This window comes from Pontibacterium sinense, assembly GCF_015209595.1.
GTDB lineage: Bacteria > Pseudomonadota > Gammaproteobacteria > Pseudomonadales > Balneatricaceae > Pontibacterium > Pontibacterium sinense.
Map to the genome: position 1 here is coordinate 289,710 of NZ_JADEYS010000001.1, position 17,492 is coordinate 307,201.

14 protein-coding genes and 1 other RNA gene are annotated in these 17,492 nt (G+C 50.1%); 7 read left to right on the plus strand and 8 right to left on the minus strand.

Annotated elements, in window-relative coordinates:
- Positions 1–232: 232 nt before the first annotated feature.
- The 6 genes from IOQ59_RS01350 to smpB all read right to left on the minus strand — a co-directional run bounded on the left by IOQ59_RS01350 (position 233) and on the right by smpB (position 8,274).
- Positions 233–1,249 carry a cell envelope integrity TolA family protein gene (locus IOQ59_RS01350; RefSeq protein ID WP_193951455.1) on the minus strand — a complete coding sequence of 339 codons (1,017 nt, stop codon included), beginning with the start codon at positions 1,247–1,249 and terminating at the stop codon, positions 233–235.
- A 134-nt stretch (positions 1,250–1,383) separates the two neighbouring features.
- The gene (locus IOQ59_RS01355) at positions 1,384–3,159 is read right to left on the minus strand and encodes a restriction endonuclease subunit S (protein ID WP_193951456.1); all 1,776 of its coding nucleotides are present in this window, start codon (positions 3,157–3,159) and stop codon (positions 1,384–1,386) included.
- A complete protein-coding gene (locus tag IOQ59_RS01360) occupies positions 3,159–4,655 on the minus strand; it encodes an N-6 DNA methylase (RefSeq protein ID WP_193951457.1) in 1,497 nt (498 codons plus the stop codon). Before IOQ59_RS01360 ends, IOQ59_RS01355 begins: the two co-directional genes overlap by 1 nt.
- Before the next feature lie 75 nt (positions 4,656–4,730).
- The gene (gene hsdR, locus IOQ59_RS01365) at positions 4,731–7,169 is read right to left on the minus strand and encodes an EcoAI/FtnUII family type I restriction enzme subunit R (protein WP_193951458.1); all 2,439 of its coding nucleotides are present in this window, start codon (positions 7,167–7,169) and stop codon (positions 4,731–4,733) included.
- A 226-nt stretch (positions 7,170–7,395) separates the two neighbouring features.
- Positions 7,396–7,753, minus strand: a transfer-messenger RNA (tmRNA) gene (gene ssrA, locus IOQ59_RS01370).
- 44 nt (positions 7,754–7,797) lie between these two features.
- On the minus strand, positions 7,798–8,274 hold the full coding sequence (gene smpB, locus IOQ59_RS01375; protein ID WP_193951622.1) for an SsrA-binding protein SmpB: 477 nt from the start codon (positions 8,272–8,274) through the stop codon (positions 7,798–7,800).
- 190 nt (positions 8,275–8,464) lie between these two features.
- Between smpB and IOQ59_RS01380 the strand changes: the two genes are divergently transcribed.
- From IOQ59_RS01380 to IOQ59_RS01390, 3 genes are all read left to right on the plus strand, one after another.
- Complete coding sequence (locus IOQ59_RS01380; RefSeq protein ID WP_193951459.1) at positions 8,465–9,832, plus strand: sodium-dependent transporter; 1,368 nt, start codon at positions 8,465–8,467, stop codon at positions 9,830–9,832.
- A gap of 110 nt (positions 9,833–9,942) precedes the next feature.
- Positions 9,943–10,371 (plus strand): type II toxin-antitoxin system RatA family toxin, encoded by a 429-nt coding sequence (locus tag IOQ59_RS01385; protein ID WP_193951460.1) that lies wholly within the window; start codon positions 9,943–9,945, stop codon positions 10,369–10,371.
- Between the two features lie 15 nt (positions 10,372–10,386).
- Positions 10,387–10,686 carry an RnfH family protein gene (locus IOQ59_RS01390; protein WP_193951461.1) on the plus strand — a complete coding sequence of 100 codons (300 nt, stop codon included), beginning with the start codon at positions 10,387–10,389 and terminating at the stop codon, positions 10,684–10,686.
- Between the two features lie 35 nt (positions 10,687–10,721).
- On the opposite strand, the gene IOQ59_RS01395 is transcribed toward IOQ59_RS01390, so the two are convergent.
- Positions 10,722–11,051: an outer membrane protein assembly factor BamE gene (locus tag IOQ59_RS01395; RefSeq protein ID WP_193951462.1), complete on the minus strand. Its 330-nt coding sequence runs from the start codon at positions 11,049–11,051 to the stop codon at positions 10,722–10,724.
- Positions 11,052–11,137: 86 nt separating this feature from the next.
- Between IOQ59_RS01395 and fur the strand changes: the two genes are divergently transcribed.
- Positions 11,138–11,563 carry a ferric iron uptake transcriptional regulator gene (gene fur / locus IOQ59_RS01400; RefSeq protein ID WP_193951463.1) on the plus strand — a complete coding sequence of 142 codons (426 nt, stop codon included), beginning with the start codon at positions 11,138–11,140 and terminating at the stop codon, positions 11,561–11,563.
- Between the two features lie 68 nt (positions 11,564–11,631).
- Here the strand turns inward: fur and recN are convergent, their stop codons facing one another.
- Complete coding sequence (recN, locus tag IOQ59_RS01405; RefSeq protein ID WP_193951464.1) at positions 11,632–13,299, minus strand: DNA repair protein RecN; 1,668 nt, start codon at positions 13,297–13,299, stop codon at positions 11,632–11,634.
- A gap of 205 nt (positions 13,300–13,504) precedes the next feature.
- On the opposite strand from recN, the gene grpE reads away from it, so the two are divergent.
- The 3 genes from grpE (at position 13,505) to dnaJ (ending at position 17,457) form a co-directional block, all read left to right on the plus strand.
- The gene (gene grpE, locus IOQ59_RS01410; RefSeq protein WP_193951465.1) at positions 13,505–14,110 is read left to right on the plus strand and encodes a nucleotide exchange factor GrpE; all 606 of its coding nucleotides are present in this window, start codon (positions 13,505–13,507) and stop codon (positions 14,108–14,110) included.
- Between the two features lie 129 nt (positions 14,111–14,239).
- Positions 14,240–16,162 carry a molecular chaperone DnaK gene (dnaK, locus tag IOQ59_RS01415; RefSeq protein ID WP_193951466.1) on the plus strand — a complete coding sequence of 641 codons (1,923 nt, stop codon included), beginning with the start codon at positions 14,240–14,242 and terminating at the stop codon, positions 16,160–16,162.
- A 164-nt stretch (positions 16,163–16,326) separates the two neighbouring features.
- On the plus strand, positions 16,327–17,457 hold the full coding sequence (gene dnaJ, locus IOQ59_RS01420) for a molecular chaperone DnaJ (RefSeq protein WP_193951467.1): 1,131 nt from the start codon (positions 16,327–16,329) through the stop codon (positions 17,455–17,457).
- Positions 17,458–17,492 lie beyond the last annotated feature (35 nt).

The following is a 17,492-nucleotide window of genomic DNA, read 5'->3' on the forward strand; positions in this document are numbered from 1 at the left end:
GTTTTGTAAATAAATATTAGCACTCTGTTTCTAAAAGTTAAACTTTCTAAGGGACTCTGTTGTTGGGGGGGCTTTTATTAAAAAATATTTATTCTACAGGTGGGGGATATTGAGCATGATGGATGATGCTAACCAACATATGTGGTGTTGGTGTGATGATATTGTTGGTTTTAAGGGGCGGACAGCTAAGGTGTTCATCAATCTTAGATGCCCGCGTACGAACAAGGTTGGCTTATTGTGTATCTGTAGCTGCGTCTACATGGGCGTTTGTCCTTGGGCTGATATATTCGGCCCAGACTGTGTAGGCGTTTTCAAAGTGCTGAGGGGTTAGCTCCACTAAACTCAGCAATGATAGGAGGGAGAGAAGGCTGAGCGCAATGGTAAGGCGTGTGGCACGTTTATTCAGCTGCTTTTCGCGTTGCTGTTCTTTCACCCAGAGAGCTTTGTCTCGTGCCTTCTCTTCCTTGATCTGTTGTTGTTCCCGTTCACGCTCATGTTTGAGTGTCTCTTTTTCCCGTTCGATACGTGCCTGATCGCGCTGCTCTTTTAGCATCAGCGAGAATCCAGATAGCTGTTCAGTCATTTCGCGATTGGTCGCTTGCAGGCGGAAGTGTCTGGCCAGCAAGTCCCACGCGGTAGATAACTCGTGTCGATCCAGGTGGATAGGATGGCGGAAGTAGTCTGCCGCATTAAAACGCAGAATCTGTTCGTATAATTTCAGGGTGACTTCGGTGTTATCTGACTTAACGGATTCGGAGAGGTCGGTCATGCACTGGTACATCACCCGTTTGTAGGCTATTGCGAGTGCTTGTATTAAAATGATGCGGCGGAAATTCCGTTCATTACCTGAAAAGTAAGCGATCGCTTCCCGGTCGGTCACCATACTGCGCGTTGACGTCAGGGGCTGCACGTTGTCGATGGTCAGCGTGCCTGAATTCCGTACGAACTGGGATGCCGTCACGATTAGGTGCTTGCTAATCGCGCCTTTGTCTTCAGTATCCAACCAGATCGCTTTTGCCAGAGGGTAACCGCTGACCGGAGTGTCCGAGCTATCAAACTGGATGCGAAAACGCTGCTCGAACGGGGTGTTTTTAAAAAAACAGACCGTCCAGTGATCACCGCAGGATGATTGCACCATCGAGGTGTTTTTTAGCACCGGGTCGACAAAAAAGCTCACACCTTTGCCATCGATTTTGAGGGGATTGCTGTAGCGTGCGTTGTCTTCTCTCAGAAAAATATAGGCTTTCATTTAACATCCATATCGGGCTGCACATGCCTTGTGCAATGTCTTTGCTGTTCAAGTTTTAAACGGCTCCGGTAGTCGCGCCACTCGCAGCGTGCCTGTCTTGGGCATGATGGGCATTCCATTGCCGTATGTGGGTGTTACTTCAGCGACTCCTGAATCAGTGTGTCGGTCAGCAGCAGTTGGGTATGCTGGTTCTGTTGCAGACGGTCTTTTAGCTGGTCGCAGAGGGTAAAGAGTTCGTTGACCTTCGTGACGATGCGGTGTTGTTCTTCTAGCGGAGGAACTGGGAAAATTAGGGACTTAAGAATGCTTTGATTCAAAAATAACCTAGTTGTACCCGCGCATAGTTGCTCCAGTCTTTCTAATACGAAGTCGTTACCTTTAAATATGAAACAAAAATATTCGGGCATTACTATTGAATCTAGTAATGAGACTCTTAGAAGATTGGTTGAAATCAGGCCGTTCTCGGTACCAGCTGGTATCGTGCATATTTCATCAATTGTTCCAGATCTGGAAATAATTAGATCCCCGGGAGCAGCGTTAAATGCCTTTAGTTCCTTAGCTTTTTCACTTGAAACAAATATTTTATTTCTATGCGTAAATCGACCGTGCTTAATTGACTCAATTCCCCAAACAGGCACCCCGCTTTCCTGATGCTCGCTCTTCTTTAAGGCAGACCCAAAAGGCCCAGTGATCATTCCTCGTTTTCTAAAGTCTAGGAAGTGCTCAATTCTAAGTAATGACCATCCTATTGGAATAGCAGTAGGCCTTTCATCACTATTAATGGGGGGGATTGGCTTTTGCTTTTTGATCTTTTTCTCTTTGATCAGTTGTTCTTTTTCGGTGGCGATACGTTTCAGCAGTTCGCTGGCGGGTTCGTCGTTGGGGTTTTGTGGCACGAGTTTGCCCATCACGGCCAGTTGCAGGATGGTTTGTTTCAACTGGTCGATGCTGGCGACGGTGGTGAAGAGGGTGCCGAAGTGCTGGCTCAGGCGTGCCCAGTTTTCGGCTAGTGCGTCGGCGTTCTGGCTTTGGGTTAAGGTACCGAGCAGGATATCCACCAGCTGCTGGTGGGCGTCGATCTGCCGTTCGGTCTGCTGCTCCAGCTGGTCGCACAGGGCCATCAGTTCATCGACTTTGGTGACGATACGGTGTTGTTCTTGAAGCGGAGGAAATATCACAATGCATTCAGTTATATCTTCACGAGATATACCGGGGATGGCTATACCTGTGCCTTTAGATTGAAAATAACCATACAAAGAGTCAACGAAGAGTTTGATGTACGACTTGTTAATGAGCAAAGGTTGAATCGACATAAGCTGTCGACTGATGGCGAGCGTACGATTTGAAATATTTGTTTTGCCAATGCCTGAACCTTTGCAGGTGATAAGAATATCGCCAGTTTGTGCAAGGGCTCTTTTTTCAATAGTGTATTTTGAGAAGGTGGGGGATATACAGCCAAATTCGGCTGGTCCAGTTATATATGGAATACCATCTTGAATACATTCGCGACTGTACTCTGTTGGCTTTAAGTGCTGGCCGGATACCAGATTAATCAGCGCTCCAAGCCTCGCATACGCCCACCCCTCTGGCAGCTCAAGCGGCGGTTCCTCGTTTTCGATCTTTGGCAGCTTTTTCGGCTTCTTAATTTTATTCTCTTTTACCAGCCGGTCTCGTTCTACCGCGACCTGTTCCAGCAAAACACAAGCCGGTTCATCATTTGAATCCTGCGGCACCAGTTTGCCACGCACGGCCAGTTCCAGAATCAGCTCACGCAGCTTCTTGATGCCGTGCAGGTGTTTCTTGCCATTGTTGCCACGACCTGCGCTGCTTTTCTGTTCGATGGTGCCGGTCCAGAGGTCGATATTACCGGTGAGCAGTTGTTGTACTTTATCCACAGCATCCACAGCCATCAGTGATTCTCTCCCTGTTGTGGGGCGAGGGCGGTGGCGAGGATATCTTTAATCTGGTTACGCAACTGGCCGATCTCGGCTTGCTGCGCCTGATAGTCGGCCAGCAGCTGTTCAGGATCGTGAATGATTACTTCTTCTTCGTGCGGGTTTTTGATATCGAGGTTGTAGTTTCGCTCGATAATTTCGTCGATATCAACTTTCCACGCCTGCGGGTTGCCTTGGCGGTTCTGGCGTCTGATCTTCTCGCTGAGCGTATCACCTTCGCCCCACCAGTCGCGGCAGCTGTCCAGATGTTCCAGCTTCATGGGTTTGGTTTTGTTAAAGGCTTTGACACCGTTTGGCAGTGGCAGCTCGTAATACCAGACCTCTTGGGTCGGTTCGCCTTTTTCAAAGAACAGAATGTTGGTTTTGATGCTGGTGTAGGGGGCAAACACAGAGTTGGGCAGCCGTACCACGGTGTGCAGATTGCACTCCTCCAGCAGCAGTTTTTTGATCTTGGTTTTTACACCTTCACCAAACAGAGTGCCGTCGGGCAGGACCACGGCGGCGCGACCTTTTGTTTTGAGAACCTCGATAATCAGCTGCAAAAACAGGTCGGCGGTTTCGCGGGTCTGGTACTCGGATGGGAAGTTCTTCTCGATACCGTCTTCTTCGGTGCCACCAAAGGGTGGATTGGTCACGATCACGTCTACCTGATCTTCTGCTTCCCAGCTGGAGAGCGGTTTGTTCAGGGTGTTGGCGTGGCGCACTTGCACCGGCACTTCGATACCGTGCAGCAGCATATTGGTGGTGCAGAGCAGGTGGGGCAGCTGTTTCTTCTCAACCCCGCGGATCTGCTGTTGCAGGGTCTGATGATCGGCGGCGCTATCGACGTAGTGGCCCTTCACATGGTCAAACGAACAGGCCAGAAAGCCCCCGGTGCCACAGGCCGGGTCAAAGATGCTTTCGCCCAGTTGTGGGTCTATCATCTGCACAATAAAGCGGGTGACGGCGCGCGGGGTGTAAAACTCACCGGCGTTACCGGCGCTTTGCAGGTCACGCAGAATCTGTTCGTAGATATCACCAAACAGGTGGCGCTCTTTTGAGTCGGTAAAGTCGATCTCGTTCAGCTTGTTGATCACCTGCCGCAGCAGGGTGCCGTTTTTCATGTAGTTAAAGGCATCGCTGAACGCTTCTTTGGCGACAAAGCCGCGTGGATTCAAGCTGATCGGTGCGGTCAGGTTTTTCAGATCGGGAAACAGATCGTCATTGATAAATTCCAGCAGCTCTTCGCCGGTTATGCCTTCCGCATCCGCTGCCCAGTGACGCCAGAGGTATTGTTCCGGGATGGGCGTTTTATAGTTGTCCTGCTCGAACTCCAGCAACTCTTCCTGTGCGTCGAATACCTTCAGGAATAATAGCCATGACAGCTGGCCAAGGCGCTGGGCATCACCGTCGACACCGGCGTCTTTGCGCATAATATCCTGAATCGATTTAATCACTGAGCTGATGGACATGTTGGAGCATTCCTTAAAAACGAAAAAACGGGCTGATCTTAACTGACCTGCCCGTTATAAAAAATGGGTAATGACTCAGGCTGAGCGGGGTTCGTCGCTGTACAGCTCAGCCTCTAGTTCACTGATCGCCTGCTGGTACTGGGGTTTACCGCCAAAACCCTTTTTGATGATCTGCATGGTGTTTCCCAGCTGATCCAACGGTTTGACCTTGAGCACGTCCATGCTTTCGATCTCATGTACTCCGGCATCGGCGTATTTATCCAGCAGGGTGTCCAGTACGGTTTGTGCGGTATCAGAGTATTTAGTGAAATAGTTGCGCTTTTTAACGTTATTGGCTCGCTCCTGACGGGTGAGCGGTGGCTGGTCAAAAACGACGTGGCAGATCAGATCAAAGGGGTCGAGGTCTTTGCCGACCTCTTCGCTCAGGGCTTCCCAGATCACACCGGCTTCGGCCAGCTCGTCAATGATCGCCTGTTTACGTTCGCTGTCCTGCCATTTGCGGGTAAAGGCATCCAGCGAGGTAAACTGCTTCTGCACGGTTTTACGGGTGTAATCTTTAAAGGATTCGGTCACCAGTTTGCCGTCACTGTCGTAATACTGCACGCGCTCGGCGAGCTTTTTCACCGTTACGCCGGAAACGTGGTATTTGATGTAGCGTGACTCATCTGCGTCGTTCCACGCACCTTCGCCTATGGTGTTCGCCGTTGCCGAATCATAAGCACCAGCATCGTCGCTTAGATTGGAGTCGGGTGTATATTCGTCGGTGTGTTCGGTGTCCGGCTCTACGCCGTTCAGCTCATCGAGAAAGTCCTGATTACCTTCATCGGTGATATCGCCGGGCTTAGTGACCATGATCTTTTCGGGGATACCGTCGAAACGTTCATCTGCAAACAGCTCAGTGGCTTTTTTGAAATCCAGAATACTAAACCAGAGCTTGCCATAGCGGTCATCGATACGCGTGCCGCGCCCGATGATCTGCTTGAACTTGGTCATGGATTGGATGTTTTGATCCAGCACCACCAGCTTACAGGTTTTGGCATCCACGCCGGTGGTCATCAGCTCGGACGTGGTTGCAATAACCGGATAGGCTTTTTTCGGGTTGATGAAGCTATCCAGCTGGGCTTTGCCAAGTTCATCATCGCCAGTGATCTTCATGACGTATTTATCGTTTTTGGCGACCTGTTCCGGGTTGAGATTCACCAGTGCACGGCGCATGCGTTCAGCGTGGTTGATGTCGTTGCAGAAAACGATGGTTTTCGCCATGGGGTCAGTGCGTTTCAAGTAGGCGGTAATGGTTTCTGCTACCACTTGAGTACGCTCATCAATCACCAGTGTGCGGTCAAAGTCTTTTTGGTTATAGATGCGGTCCTGAATAACTTCGCCGTTATTATCCACTTGTCCTTTGGTAGGGCGCCAGCCCTGAAGATCGACATCCAGATCAACACGTACCACTTTGTAGGGGGCGAGGAAGCCATCTTCAATGCCCTCTTTCAGGGAGTAGGTGTAAACCGGTTCACCAAAGTAATCGATGTTGGATACTTCGTCTGTTTCCTTTGGGGTGGCCGTCAGGCCGATCTGAGTGGCGCTGCCAAAGTATTCCAGAATCTCGCGCCACGCGCTGTCTTCGGCGGCGCTACCGCGATGGCACTCGTCGATCACGATCAAATCAAAGAAATCAGGATCAACCTGTTTGTAGGCCTTTTGATGTTCTTCTGGGCCAGTGAGTGCTTGATAGAGGGCAAGGTGGACTTCGTAGGCCGGATCAACCGTGCGACCGGTGATTTTTGTCATCACTGCACCGAAAGGCTGAAAGTCGTTAATGCGGGTTTGATCGACCAGCACGTTACGATCTGCCAGAAATAGGATGCGTTTCTTTTCGCGGGCTTTCCATAAGCGCCAGATAATCTGAAAGGCGGTGTAGGTTTTACCGGTGCCGGTGGCCATCACCAGCAGAACACGATCCTGTGCGGCGGATATGGCTTCAATCGTTTTGTTGATCGCCTGCAACTGGTAATAACGTGGGGACTTATCACTGCCGTCGTCGTAGTAATCCTGAGTGATGATCGGCAACTGGGCTTCGGTGTAGCCTTTCCAGAGACAAAACTTCTGCCAGAGCTGTTCAGGTGTGGGGAAGTCTTCCAGGCGGATTTCGGTTTCAATAGCGGCAGGGTTAGTTTTGTCGTGGAAGATGAAACCGTCCCCATTACTGGCGAAGATAAAAGGCACATCCAGCAGGCGGGCGTAATCCAGGCCCTGTTGCATCCCTTTGCCGATTTCGTGCTTGTTGGCTTTCGCTTCGATTACGGCCAGAGGAATGTTTGGCTTGTGGTAAAGAACGATGTCAGCAGACTTTACGGTTTTGCGTACGCCCATCTGGCCACGCACGATCACCTTACCGTCTCGTAACTTCACCTCCTGGCGGATCTGGGTCATCGAATCCCAGCCCGATGAGCCTAGTGCGGGCAGAATAAACTTGGTGATGATGTCCGTTTCGGTGAGATGCTTCTTGTCCATGCTGAACGTCCTGTTTGTAATTCCGCCTTTTCCAAGGAATCCAATATAGCACTGGAGGGAAAGAGCGTCATTTTAACTAAGAGGCATAGAGGTGTAGCAGGTGGGTGTTTATCTTAAGCCTAAAAAGCAGACACAAAAAAACCGGCCTAAGCCGGTCTCTTTGTGGACCACAGGTGGTCCCTTTCATTTGGGTTCTTTATATGTCTAAGACCTATAAAGAGAAAGGTGGTGGAGGTGGCGGGTTTCGAACCCGCGTCCGCCAATCCTCTGCCCCCGGATCTACATGTTTAGACACCTTTATTAAGTTAACCCATCACGGCCCAAGGGTCAGGGCGTTTAGGGCGAGCCTCTTTAAGTTTTAACCGTTCAGCTTGAGACAAAGCTTCCGGGCGATTCTGTCTCGAATGACACCACGAACCTCTTAGTTACAGACACCTGAGAGTGTGGCGTAGCAGACTTATGCTGCTAGTGCGTAGTTATCGTCGTTAGCAACTATAACTGTGTAGTAATTTATTTACGTGATTCACTACACTCACGACATGCACCTGAGGTTTCGCAATCAGCGTCGAAGCCAAGTCACCCCCAAAATGTGCGGCCATTATAGCCTAAGACAATAAAGAAGGAAGAATTACTTCGCTGCCATGAGACGTTGTTTCTGTCTTGCCCAGTCCTTATCTTTGTCATCAGCGCGTTTATCGTGCTGTTTCTTACCTTTTGCCAGAGCAATCTCGCATTTTACACGATCATTTTTCCAGTAAAGGGCAAGTGCCACGCAGGTATAACCTTTGGCATGAATAGCGCCCGCAAGGTTATCGATTTCGCGACGGTGCAACAGCAGCTTACGCTCACGTCTAGGATCTGCGACAACGTGTGTGCAGGCGGTTTTTAGCGGTGTGAAATGTGCACCCATGAGCCAAGCTTCGCCATTCTTCAGAATGACGTAGGAGTCGACGAGTTGAGCACGTCCTTCACGCAGGCTTTTAACTTCCCATCCGGCCAGAGACAGACCCGCCTCGAATTTATCATCAATATGATATTCGTGACGTGCCTTCTTATTTTGACAGATGGTGCTGCCACCACTTTTTGCTTTCTTCTTTTTTGCCATGGCGGCGATTATATCGGGGTGCAGGGTGCAAGGAAAGCCGCAGGAAACTATGTTTCTTACAGGGCGTTGTTGATTTATGACTAAATAATCGATTTTTCGTGTAGTTTTCGTTGCAAGATCGATCAGGATATGAACAATGTCGAAACTTTGTACACTATACGAAACTCTCGACACTAAATTAGAGACCGCAATGCAAGAGAAACAATCAATTCATGGTTCCTGGGCGAACCGCTGGATCTTTATTTTGGCAGCAACTGGATCCGCTGTTGGTTTAGGTAACATCTGGAAGTTCCCGTACATTACAGGTGAGAACGGCGGTGGCGCTTTCGTTCTGGTTTATCTGGTCTGCATCCTATTAGTTGGTGTTCCGATCATGATGGGCGAAGTGCTGGTGGGTCGTCGTGCCCGGCAGAGCCCAATTAATGCCATGCGTGAGGTTGCTAAGGAGTCTGGCCACAGTGGTAAGTGGTCGCTCGTGGGCCTGATGGGTGTCATGTCCGGCTTCATGATCTTTTCCTTCTATTCTGTTGTCGCTGGCTGGGTACTGTATTACGTCGCCGGTATGGGTAAAGGTGACTTTGTTGGTGTTGGCAGTGAACAGGCGGGTGCGATCTTTAATAACCTGCTGGGTGACTGGCAGAGCCTGATGATCTGGCACACCGTGTTTGTGGTTATGGTCATGGCGGTTGTAGCAGGCGGGGTGAACAAAGGCCTGGAGCGGGCAACGCGTGTCATGATGCCTGCGCTGTTTGTGCTGCTGCTGTTATTGCTGGGTTATTCGATGAACACCGGTCATTTCGCAGAAGGCTGGAACTTCCTGTTCAAGTTTGACGTCAGTAAGTTGACTTGGGATGCCGTGCTGGTAGCACTGGGCCATTCCTTCTTTACCCTGTCTCTGGGTATGGGCGCGATCATGGCATACGGTTCATACATGCCTAAAAAAGCGTCCATTGGCGGTACGGTGATGACCATCGCTGCGATGGATACGCTGGTAGCTTTGGTGGCTGGCCTGGCGATTTTTCCTATCGTATTTGCGAACCAGCTGGACCCAGGTGCAGGCCCTGGTCTGATGTTTGTTACCTTGCCGGTAGCGTTCGGTCAGATGGCAGGCGGTCAGTTGTTTGGTTTCCTATTCTTCGTACTGATCGGCGTGGCGGCATGGACGTCTGCAATCTCTCTAATGGAGCCTGCAGCGGCTTGGTTGGTTGAGAACTTCAATATGTCGCGTAAGGTGGCTTGTGTGTTGCTGGCACTCACCGTGTGGGGGCTGGGCATTCTGGCGTTGGGGTCATTCAACTTCCTGTCTGACTTCACCATTTTTGGGATGAACACCTTCGACTTCCTCGACTTTGCGACAGCAAACATCATGCTGCCATTGGGTGGAATCTTTATCTCATTGTTTGCGGGTTGGTTTGTTAAGAAGAAAGTCAGTCTGGATGAATTGGCGATGGAAGAAAATAACCTGTTTTACCTGTGGTATATCTCCATCCGTTTTATCGCACCGGTTGCGGTATCGATTATCTTCGCGATCAATCTGTACCAGAAACTAGTCGGTTAAGTAGTTCGATCGGCGGTTATCATCAGGTAACCGCCTTCTGCCTTAGTCGCCCGTGAAAAAGCGGCCGAATCACGTATAATCAGCCGCGAATTATTTTCAGAGGTCGTGAGATGACACAGGTTGATCGCAGCGCTTTGGTTCTGCACACAGCAGAACAGATGTTTGATCTGGTGAATGATGTTGAAAATTATCCCCAGTTCTTACCTTGGTGTGCGTCGGTGGATCTCATCAGCCGGACAGAAACCGAGCTGGTTGCGACACTGTATGTGTCGAAAGGTGGTTTGAAATATAGTTTTACCACCCGCAATCGTCTGACCCGCCCACAAGAGATGACGATGGAACTCGTGGATGGGCCATTCTCATCACTATCCGGTGTGTGGACATTTACCCCGTTAAGTGATGAAGCCTCAAAGGTTGAACTGAATCTGTCGTTCGACTTTTCCGGTAAACTGACGTCTCTGGCGATGGGGCGTGTGTTTAATCAGGCAGCAACCACAATGGTTGAAGCGTTTGTGACCCGTTCTGACGAGATCTACTAACCGACAGGTATTTTCATGATCCGAGTAGAAGTAGCTTATGCATTGCCGCATGATCAGAAGATCATTGCGTTGCAGGTCGAGGAAGACTGTTCTGCGTATGATGTGGTGATACGTTCCGGTATCGTGGAAACATACCCGGAGATCGATCCCGAAACGATTCCTATGGGAATCTTTGGTAAAGCGATTCGTAATCCAAAGGATACGATAATGAAGGAAGGTCAGCGAGTAGAGTTGTACCGACCATTGATTGCCGATCCGAAGGAGGCAAGAGCAAAACGCGCAGCTAAAATGAAAGCGAAGAAAGACGCTGAATAAGCTGCACGTTGCAGAAAAACTGAAGAAGGTCGTTCTTAGTTGGTGGTATCAGGGCGGTAGTCACCGCGAATTGCAGCGAGTGTGTCATTTTCAAACACAACGGTCAGGTTTTTGCGGCTATAGTCGCCTTTGCCTTCCTGCATGGTGTAGATATAGTCCCAACGATCTTCATGGAAGGTGTCAGTTAGCAACGGTGTCCCCATAACATAGCGGACCTGGCTGCGGGTCATTCCAGGGCGTAGCTGGTCAACCATTTTTTGGGTGACAACATTACCTTGCTGAACATCAATCTTGTAAACACCCGGAAATCCGGAACAGCCTGACAACAAAGCTATAAAAGCAACGCTAACAAGAATTTTTTGCATTTCTTTCTGTCTTCCACTTTCGTCATTAAATGCGGATAATGGAGCGAGTGTATCATTCCGTGTCAGGAACAGCATAGAGAATTATTATGGCAATCGAAAACCAGGAACTGCGTAAGGCCGGACTAAAAGTAACGCTTCCACGCGTTAAAATTTACCAGATCCTCGAGCAAGCGGATGCCGGTGAGCACTTCAGCGCGGAAGATATCTACAAGCTGTTGATGAACTCAGGTGAAGATGTAGGTTTAGCCACGGTTTATCGTGTGTTAACCCAGTTTGAGGCGGCGGGTTTGGTGTCTCGTCACCACTTTGAAGGTGGTCACTCAGTATTTGAGTTGGCGCGTGATGATCAGCATGACCATGTAGTCTGTGTGAAATGTGGCAAGGTTGCTGAATTTTCGGATGCAGAGCTGACACGGCGTCAGCACGAGATTGCAGAAAGCCTTGGCTTTACCGTAACCGATCGCACATTGTATCTGTACGGTGTTTGTACTGCAGGCTGCGAAGATAAGTAATCTTCTAAGCAACGATTAAAATTGAAAAGCCGACCTCAGGGTCGGCTTTTTTGTGCCTGAGGTTTCGATTAAGCGCCAAAACCGAGCATTTCACGAGCGTGCTCAACAGAACGTTCAGTAATATCAATGCCCCCTAGCATCCGGGCGACCTCTTGTACGCGCTCATCACGTCTAAGGCGGTTTATGCGGGTAAAGGTTTGTTGTTTGCGTGCTTTCTTACTAACAAATAAGTGTTGATGGCCTTGAGAGGCCACTTGAGGCTGGTGGGTGACGCATAGAATCTGAGCTTGTTCACCCAGTTGGCGCATCAGACGCCCTACCACCTCCGCGACGGCGCCGCCAATACCCACATCCACTTCGTCAAATATAAGGGTAGGGGTGCTGGAGGTTTGGGCGGTAATCACTTGTATGGCCAAACTGATCCGTGACAACTCGCCGCCTGATGCGATTTTGGCCAGTGGTCGTGCTTGTTGGCCTTTATTGGTACTGATGAGGAATTCAACCTCTTCCAGTCCTTGTGCGTTTGGCTGGCTTGTCTCGTTGGTCGTGAGTTGCACCTGGAAGTTTGCAGCCAGCATCCCCAGATTATGCAGTTGCTCATCGACGGCCTTATTCAGTTTGCGCGCTGCTTTGGTGCGGCTGGCACTGAGTTTTTCTGCTTCTTTTAGAAAGAGCGCATAGTGTTTATCTACACTCTGTTCTAGTTGTTCCAGAGCCTCATCGCTGTGATTCAGGGTCTGGAGCTCGGCTGTCAGTGTTTGATGCAGTTTTGGCAGCTCTTCGGGCAGTACTTTATGCTTGCGTGCTATGTCATACAGCGTTGATAAACGTTCTTCGACTTCCTGCTGGCGTTCAGGGTTTAGTGCTACCCCGTCCAGGTAGTGACGGAGCTCGCCACCCGCTTCTTCGATCTGAATATGTGCACTGTTGAGCATTTCCGACACTTGCTGAATGCCTTGCTGATCGGACATATCGCTTAATAAATGTAGGCACTGATTCAGCAGTGTCAGACAGTTATTGCCATCTCCTTCGGTGGTCAGATTCATCAGTTGATGGCCGTTGTGCAAAATGTCAGCGGCGTTGGCGAGCTGTTTTTGCTCTTGTTCCAGAGCCTGTAATTCACCGTCGGAAGGGTTTAGCTGGTCCAGCTCTTCGATTTGATAGCTGAGCAGTTGAATGCGAGCGATTTGCTCGTCGCTGACTTCAGTGAGCTGGCGGAGTTGTTTGTCGAGTTTGCGCCACTGGTTATAAGCGCGCTGGGTTTTTCCGGCCAGTAAAGTGGCACCGGCGTATTGGTCGAGCAATAGGCGATGATGATCTTTATTCAACAGACGTTGATGTTCGTGCTGTCCGTGGATATCAATCAGATGTTCGCTGAGTTCTCGCACAGCGGTAATCGGGCTCGGACGATTATTGATGTAGCAACGTGAGCGGCCTTCACGGGTGATGACCCGACGCAAAATACAGTCACCTTCCTGATCAAGTTCTTGCTGTTGCAGCCACCGGGTTGCTTCAGGAATTTGTGATACATCAAAACTGGCAGTAATCTCCGCACGTTCTGCATCATGACGAACGGTAGCGCTATCCGCGCGGTCGCCCAAGGTCAGTCCCAGCGCATCCAGCATGATTGATTTACCTGCGCCAGTTTCGCCGCTAACAACGGTCATTCCGTTCTGCAGTTCCAGATCGAGTTCGTCAACAATTGCGTAGTCACGGATGGTTATCTGATTCAGCATCGTCAGTTGCCTGTCTTTGTTTGCTGTGTATTTATACAGTGTTTTGTACTGTATAAGCGATAATCAGCGAGAGTGCAAACAGAAACGCTATTCGTGACAAAAAATTGTGGTTTTTACCGTTGAAAACTATTTGTCGGTCCCCATATACAGCGACAGGTATAAATAACTGTGTGCACCGAAGTGCGGTAAGCGTTGGAGATTCCAGATGGCGAACGAAGATAAAGCCCCTGAAACTGAAGCAACTGAACAAGCTGAACAAACCGTTGCGGAAGAAGTAACCGTAGAAGAACAGGCAGCGACCGAGTCTGATCCTCTAGCGGAAGAGGCAACGCCAGAGCTGTTGAGCATTGCGGAATTGATGAGCCAGCTGGAAGTCGCGCAGGCGGACGTGGCGGCGTTAAAAGACCAGATTCTGCGAGGTCAGGCTGAGACTCAGAATATTCGACGTCGCGCAGAGCAGGATGTCGAGAAAGCGCATAAGTTTGGCGTTGAAAAGTTCGCGACGGAAATGCTGGGTGTTGTTGATAATCTGGAGCGTGCAATTGAAGCTGCGGGTGATGACGAAGCGGTGAAGCCGATGCGTGAAGGTGTTGAGATGACACTGGATATGCTGATTGGTGGACTGGCGAAATTTAACGTTGAGCAGCTTAATCCGGAAGGTGAAGCGTTTAACCCAGAGCTGCATCAGGCGATGTCCATGGTGCCTGCAGAGGGCGTTGCGCCAAACACTGTTGTTGCGGTTATGCAAAAGGGTTACAGCCTGAACGGTCGTCTGGTTCGTCCAGCGATGGTGATGGTGTCAAAAGCCTGAAACTGACTGAATAAAAATTGGTCGCGGCCCTTGAAACTGGTTCAGCTGCACCAATATAGATTGCAAAGCATATTTTAAAGATTTGATCGCTGACCCGTCTTAACGGGCAGAAACTTGGAGTGAATTCGAATGGGTAAAATCATCGGTATCGACCTGGGTACTACCAACTCATGCGTAGCTATCCTGGATGGTGAAAAGAGCAAGGTTATCGAAAACGCAGAGGGTGATCGTACCACCCCGTCTATCGTTGCATATGTTGACGATGGTGAAACACTGGTAGGTCAGCCTGCAAAGCGTCAGGCGGTAACTAACCCGGACAACACTCTGTTCGCGATCAAACGTCTGATCGGCCGTCGTTTTAAAGATGATGTTGTACAGAAAGACATCAAAATGGTGCCGTACAAAATCGTAGAAGCCGATAACGGTGATGCGTGGGTACAGGTGCGTGACGACAAACTGGCTGCACCTCAGATCTCTGCTGAAATCTTGAAGAAGATGAAGAAAACAGCTGAAGATTATCTGGGCGAAGGTGTGACAGAAGCGGTTGTAACCGTACCTGCATATTTCAACGATGCACAGCGACAGGCAACTAAAGATGCTGGCCGTATCGCGGGTCTGGAAGTAAAACGTATCATCAACGAGCCAACCGCAGCAGCGCTGGCTTACGGCATGGACAAGTCCAAAGGCGACAAAACCATTGCTGTATTTGACCTGGGTGGCGGTACCTTCGATATCTCTGTTATCGAGATTGCGGATGTTGATGGCGAGCACCAGTTCGAAGTACTGGCCACCAACGGTGACACATTCCTGGGTGGTGAAGATTTCGACTTGCGCCTGATCGAGTATTTGGCAGCAGAATTCAAGAAAGAGTCCGGTATCGATCTGCACAATGATCCACTGGCACTGCAGCGTTTGAAAGAAGCGGCTGAAAAAGCGAAGTGTGAACTGTCTTCTGCACAGCAGACTGACGTTAACCTGCCGTACATCACCGCTGATGCAACCGGTCCTAAGCACCTGAACGTAAAAGTGACCCGCGCGAAGCTGGAGTCTCTGGTGGAAGAGCTGGTGAAACGTTCCATCGATCCTTGCCGCATTGCGCTGCAGGATGCAGACCTGTCTGCTTCTGAAATCGACGAAGTTATTCTGGTTGGTGGCCAGACGCGTATGCCGATGGTGCAGGCTGCCGTTGCAGAGTTCTTTGGTAAAGAGCCTCGTAAAGATGTAAACCCGGATGAAGCTGTAGCTATGGGTGCATCTATTCAGGGTGCGGTTCTGGCCGGTGACGTAAAAGACGTCCTGCTGCTGGACGTAACACCTCTGACGCTGGGTATCGAAACCATGGGTGGCGTGGCAACGCCTCTGATCGAGAAGAACACCACGATCCCAACGAAGAAATCTCAGACGTTCTCTACTGCAGACGACAACCAGACAGCGGTAACGATCCACGTTGTACAGGGTGAGCGTAAGCAGGCTGCACAGAACAAATCTCTGGGTCGTTTCGACCTGGCAGACATTCCGCCAGCACCACGTGGAATGCCTCAGATCGAAGTAACCTTCGATTTGGATGCCAACGGTATTCTGAACGTACACGCGAAAGATAATGCGACGGGCAAAGAACAGTCTATCGTTATCAAAGCCTCTTCCGGTCTGAGCGATGACGAAATCGAACAGATGGTACGTGACGCAGAAGCGAACGCTGAAGAAGATAAGAAGTTTGAAGAATTGACTCAGGCGCGTAACCAGGGCGATGCAATGGTTCATTCTGCGAAGAAGACCATGGAAGAAGCTGGCGACAAAGCGACTGACGAAGAGAAAGCAAACATTGAAAGCGCAACCGCTGAACTGGAAGAAGTCCTGAAAGGCGACGACAAAGAAGCGATTGATACAAAAACTGCTGCACTGACTGAAGCGATCTCTGGCGTAGCCCAGAAGATGTACGCGGACGCAGCTCAGCAGGCTGAAGCAGAGCAAGCGGCAGGTGGCGAAGAAGCTAAACCGGGCGACGATGCTGTGGATGCTGAGTTTGAAGAGGTTAAGGACGACAAGAAGTAATTTCTACGTCTGACTTCTGAACAGGGAGTTATTCGGTATGGATCATCATGAATCTGCCGGGTAACTTCTATTCAAGGCATCGCGGGATTCGGGGCTCAACAGCTTCGGCCCGCGTTGTCGTATCCGGCCGGTGCCGCCGGCAACAGTGATAGCCAGAACCGACTATGTCAAAACAAGACTACTACGAAGTACTCGGCGTTGATAAAAACGCCTCTGACCGCGACATCAAAAAAGCCTTCCGCCGCATGGCGATGAAGTATCACCCGGACCGCAATCCGGATGATAAAGAGTCCGAAGAAAACTTCAAAGAAGTTAACGAAGCTTATGAAGTGCTGTCTGACGCCCAGAAGAAAGCGGCGTATGACCAGTACGGCCACGCGGGTGTGAACCCTAATATGGGTGGTGGTCAGGGCGGTGGCTTTGAAGGCGGTTTTGGTGACATCTTTGGTGATGTCTTCGGAGATATCTTCGGTGGCGGTGGTGGTGGCCGTCGTAGCTCTGTGCAGCGCGGTGCTGATCTGCGTTACAACATGGATCTTTCGCTGGAAGATGCGGTCCGTGGCGTAGAGAAGACCATCAACATTCCAACGTTGGTGAACTGCGATACCTGTCATGGTAGTGGTGCGAAACCGGGTACACAGCCTAAAACATGTGGTACCTGTGGCGGTATGGGGCAGGTGCGTATGCAGCAGGGATTTTTCTCTGTTCAGCAAACCTGTCCAACCTGTCGCGGTGAAGGCCATGTGATTTCTGATCCATGTGGTGACTGTCGTGGTCAGGGGCGTATCGAAAAAACCAAAACCTTGTCCGTGAAGATTCCACCGGGTGTGGATACGGGTGATCGTATTCGTCTGGCAGGCGAAGGTGAAGCGGGGACGCATGGCGGACCTGCCGGTGATCTTTACGTTCAGGTGAATGTCGTTGCGCATCCTATCTTCGAGCGTGATGGTAAGCATCTATACTGCGAAGTGCCTATTAGCTTTATCGATGCTGCATTGGGCGGCGAGCTGGAAGTGCCAACGCTGGATGGTCGCGTGAAACTGAAGGTGCCGGCCGAAACTCAGACCGGAAAACTGTTCCGATTGCGCGGCAAAGGTGTGAAACCTGTGCGCGGTGGTTCGGTTGGTGACTTGCTGGTACGTGCGGTTGTTGAAACACCAGTGAATCTGAGCAGTCGTCAGAAATCCTTGCTGAAAGAGTTTCAGGAAGAGATGGAGCAGGGCAACAGCAAGCATTCACCGAAAAAACACGGCTTCTTTGATTCCGTGAAAAAGTTTTTTGAAGATATGACCTAAGTGATGGGCCGCTGCGGTGGCCCATGCTGTTTTCT

What these genes read in the sequence shown, in the direction of transcription:
- hsdR (WP_193951458.1), bottom strand. Translation starts at nt 7,169, where the DNA reads ATGGACAAGAAGCATCTCACCGAAACGGACATCATCACCAAGTTTATT.
- smpB (WP_193951622.1), bottom strand. Translation starts at nt 8,274, where the DNA reads ATGGCAAAAAAGAAGAAAGCAAAAAGTGGTGGCAGCACCATCTGTCAA.
- IOQ59_RS01355 (WP_193951456.1), bottom strand. Translation starts at nt 3,159, where the DNA reads ATGGCTGTGGATGCTGTGGATAAAGTACAACAACTGCTCACCGGTAAT.
- IOQ59_RS01390 (WP_193951461.1), top strand. Translation starts at nt 10,387, where the DNA reads ATGATCCGAGTAGAAGTAGCTTATGCATTGCCGCATGATCAGAAGATC.
- IOQ59_RS01380 (WP_193951459.1), top strand. Translation starts at nt 8,465, where the DNA reads ATGCAAGAGAAACAATCAATTCATGGTTCCTGGGCGAACCGCTGGATC.
- dnaK (WP_193951466.1), top strand. Translation starts at nt 14,240, where the DNA reads ATGGGTAAAATCATCGGTATCGACCTGGGTACTACCAACTCATGCGTA.
- dnaJ (WP_193951467.1), top strand. Translation starts at nt 16,327, where the DNA reads ATGTCAAAACAAGACTACTACGAAGTACTCGGCGTTGATAAAAACGCC.
- grpE (WP_193951465.1), top strand. Translation starts at nt 13,505, where the DNA reads ATGGCGAACGAAGATAAAGCCCCTGAAACTGAAGCAACTGAACAAGCT.
- IOQ59_RS01360 (WP_193951457.1), bottom strand. Translation starts at nt 4,655, where the DNA reads ATGTCCATCAGCTCAGTGATTAAATCGATTCAGGATATTATGCGCAAA.
- IOQ59_RS01395 (WP_193951462.1), bottom strand. Translation starts at nt 11,051, where the DNA reads ATGCAAAAAATTCTTGTTAGCGTTGCTTTTATAGCTTTGTTGTCAGGC.
- IOQ59_RS01350 (WP_193951455.1), bottom strand. Translation starts at nt 1,249, where the DNA reads ATGAAAGCCTATATTTTTCTGAGAGAAGACAACGCACGCTACAGCAAT.
- recN (WP_193951464.1), bottom strand. Translation starts at nt 13,299, where the DNA reads ATGCTGAATCAGATAACCATCCGTGACTACGCAATTGTTGACGAACTC.
- fur (WP_193951463.1), top strand. Translation starts at nt 11,138, where the DNA reads ATGGCAATCGAAAACCAGGAACTGCGTAAGGCCGGACTAAAAGTAACG.
- IOQ59_RS01385 (WP_193951460.1), top strand. Translation starts at nt 9,943, where the DNA reads ATGACACAGGTTGATCGCAGCGCTTTGGTTCTGCACACAGCAGAACAG.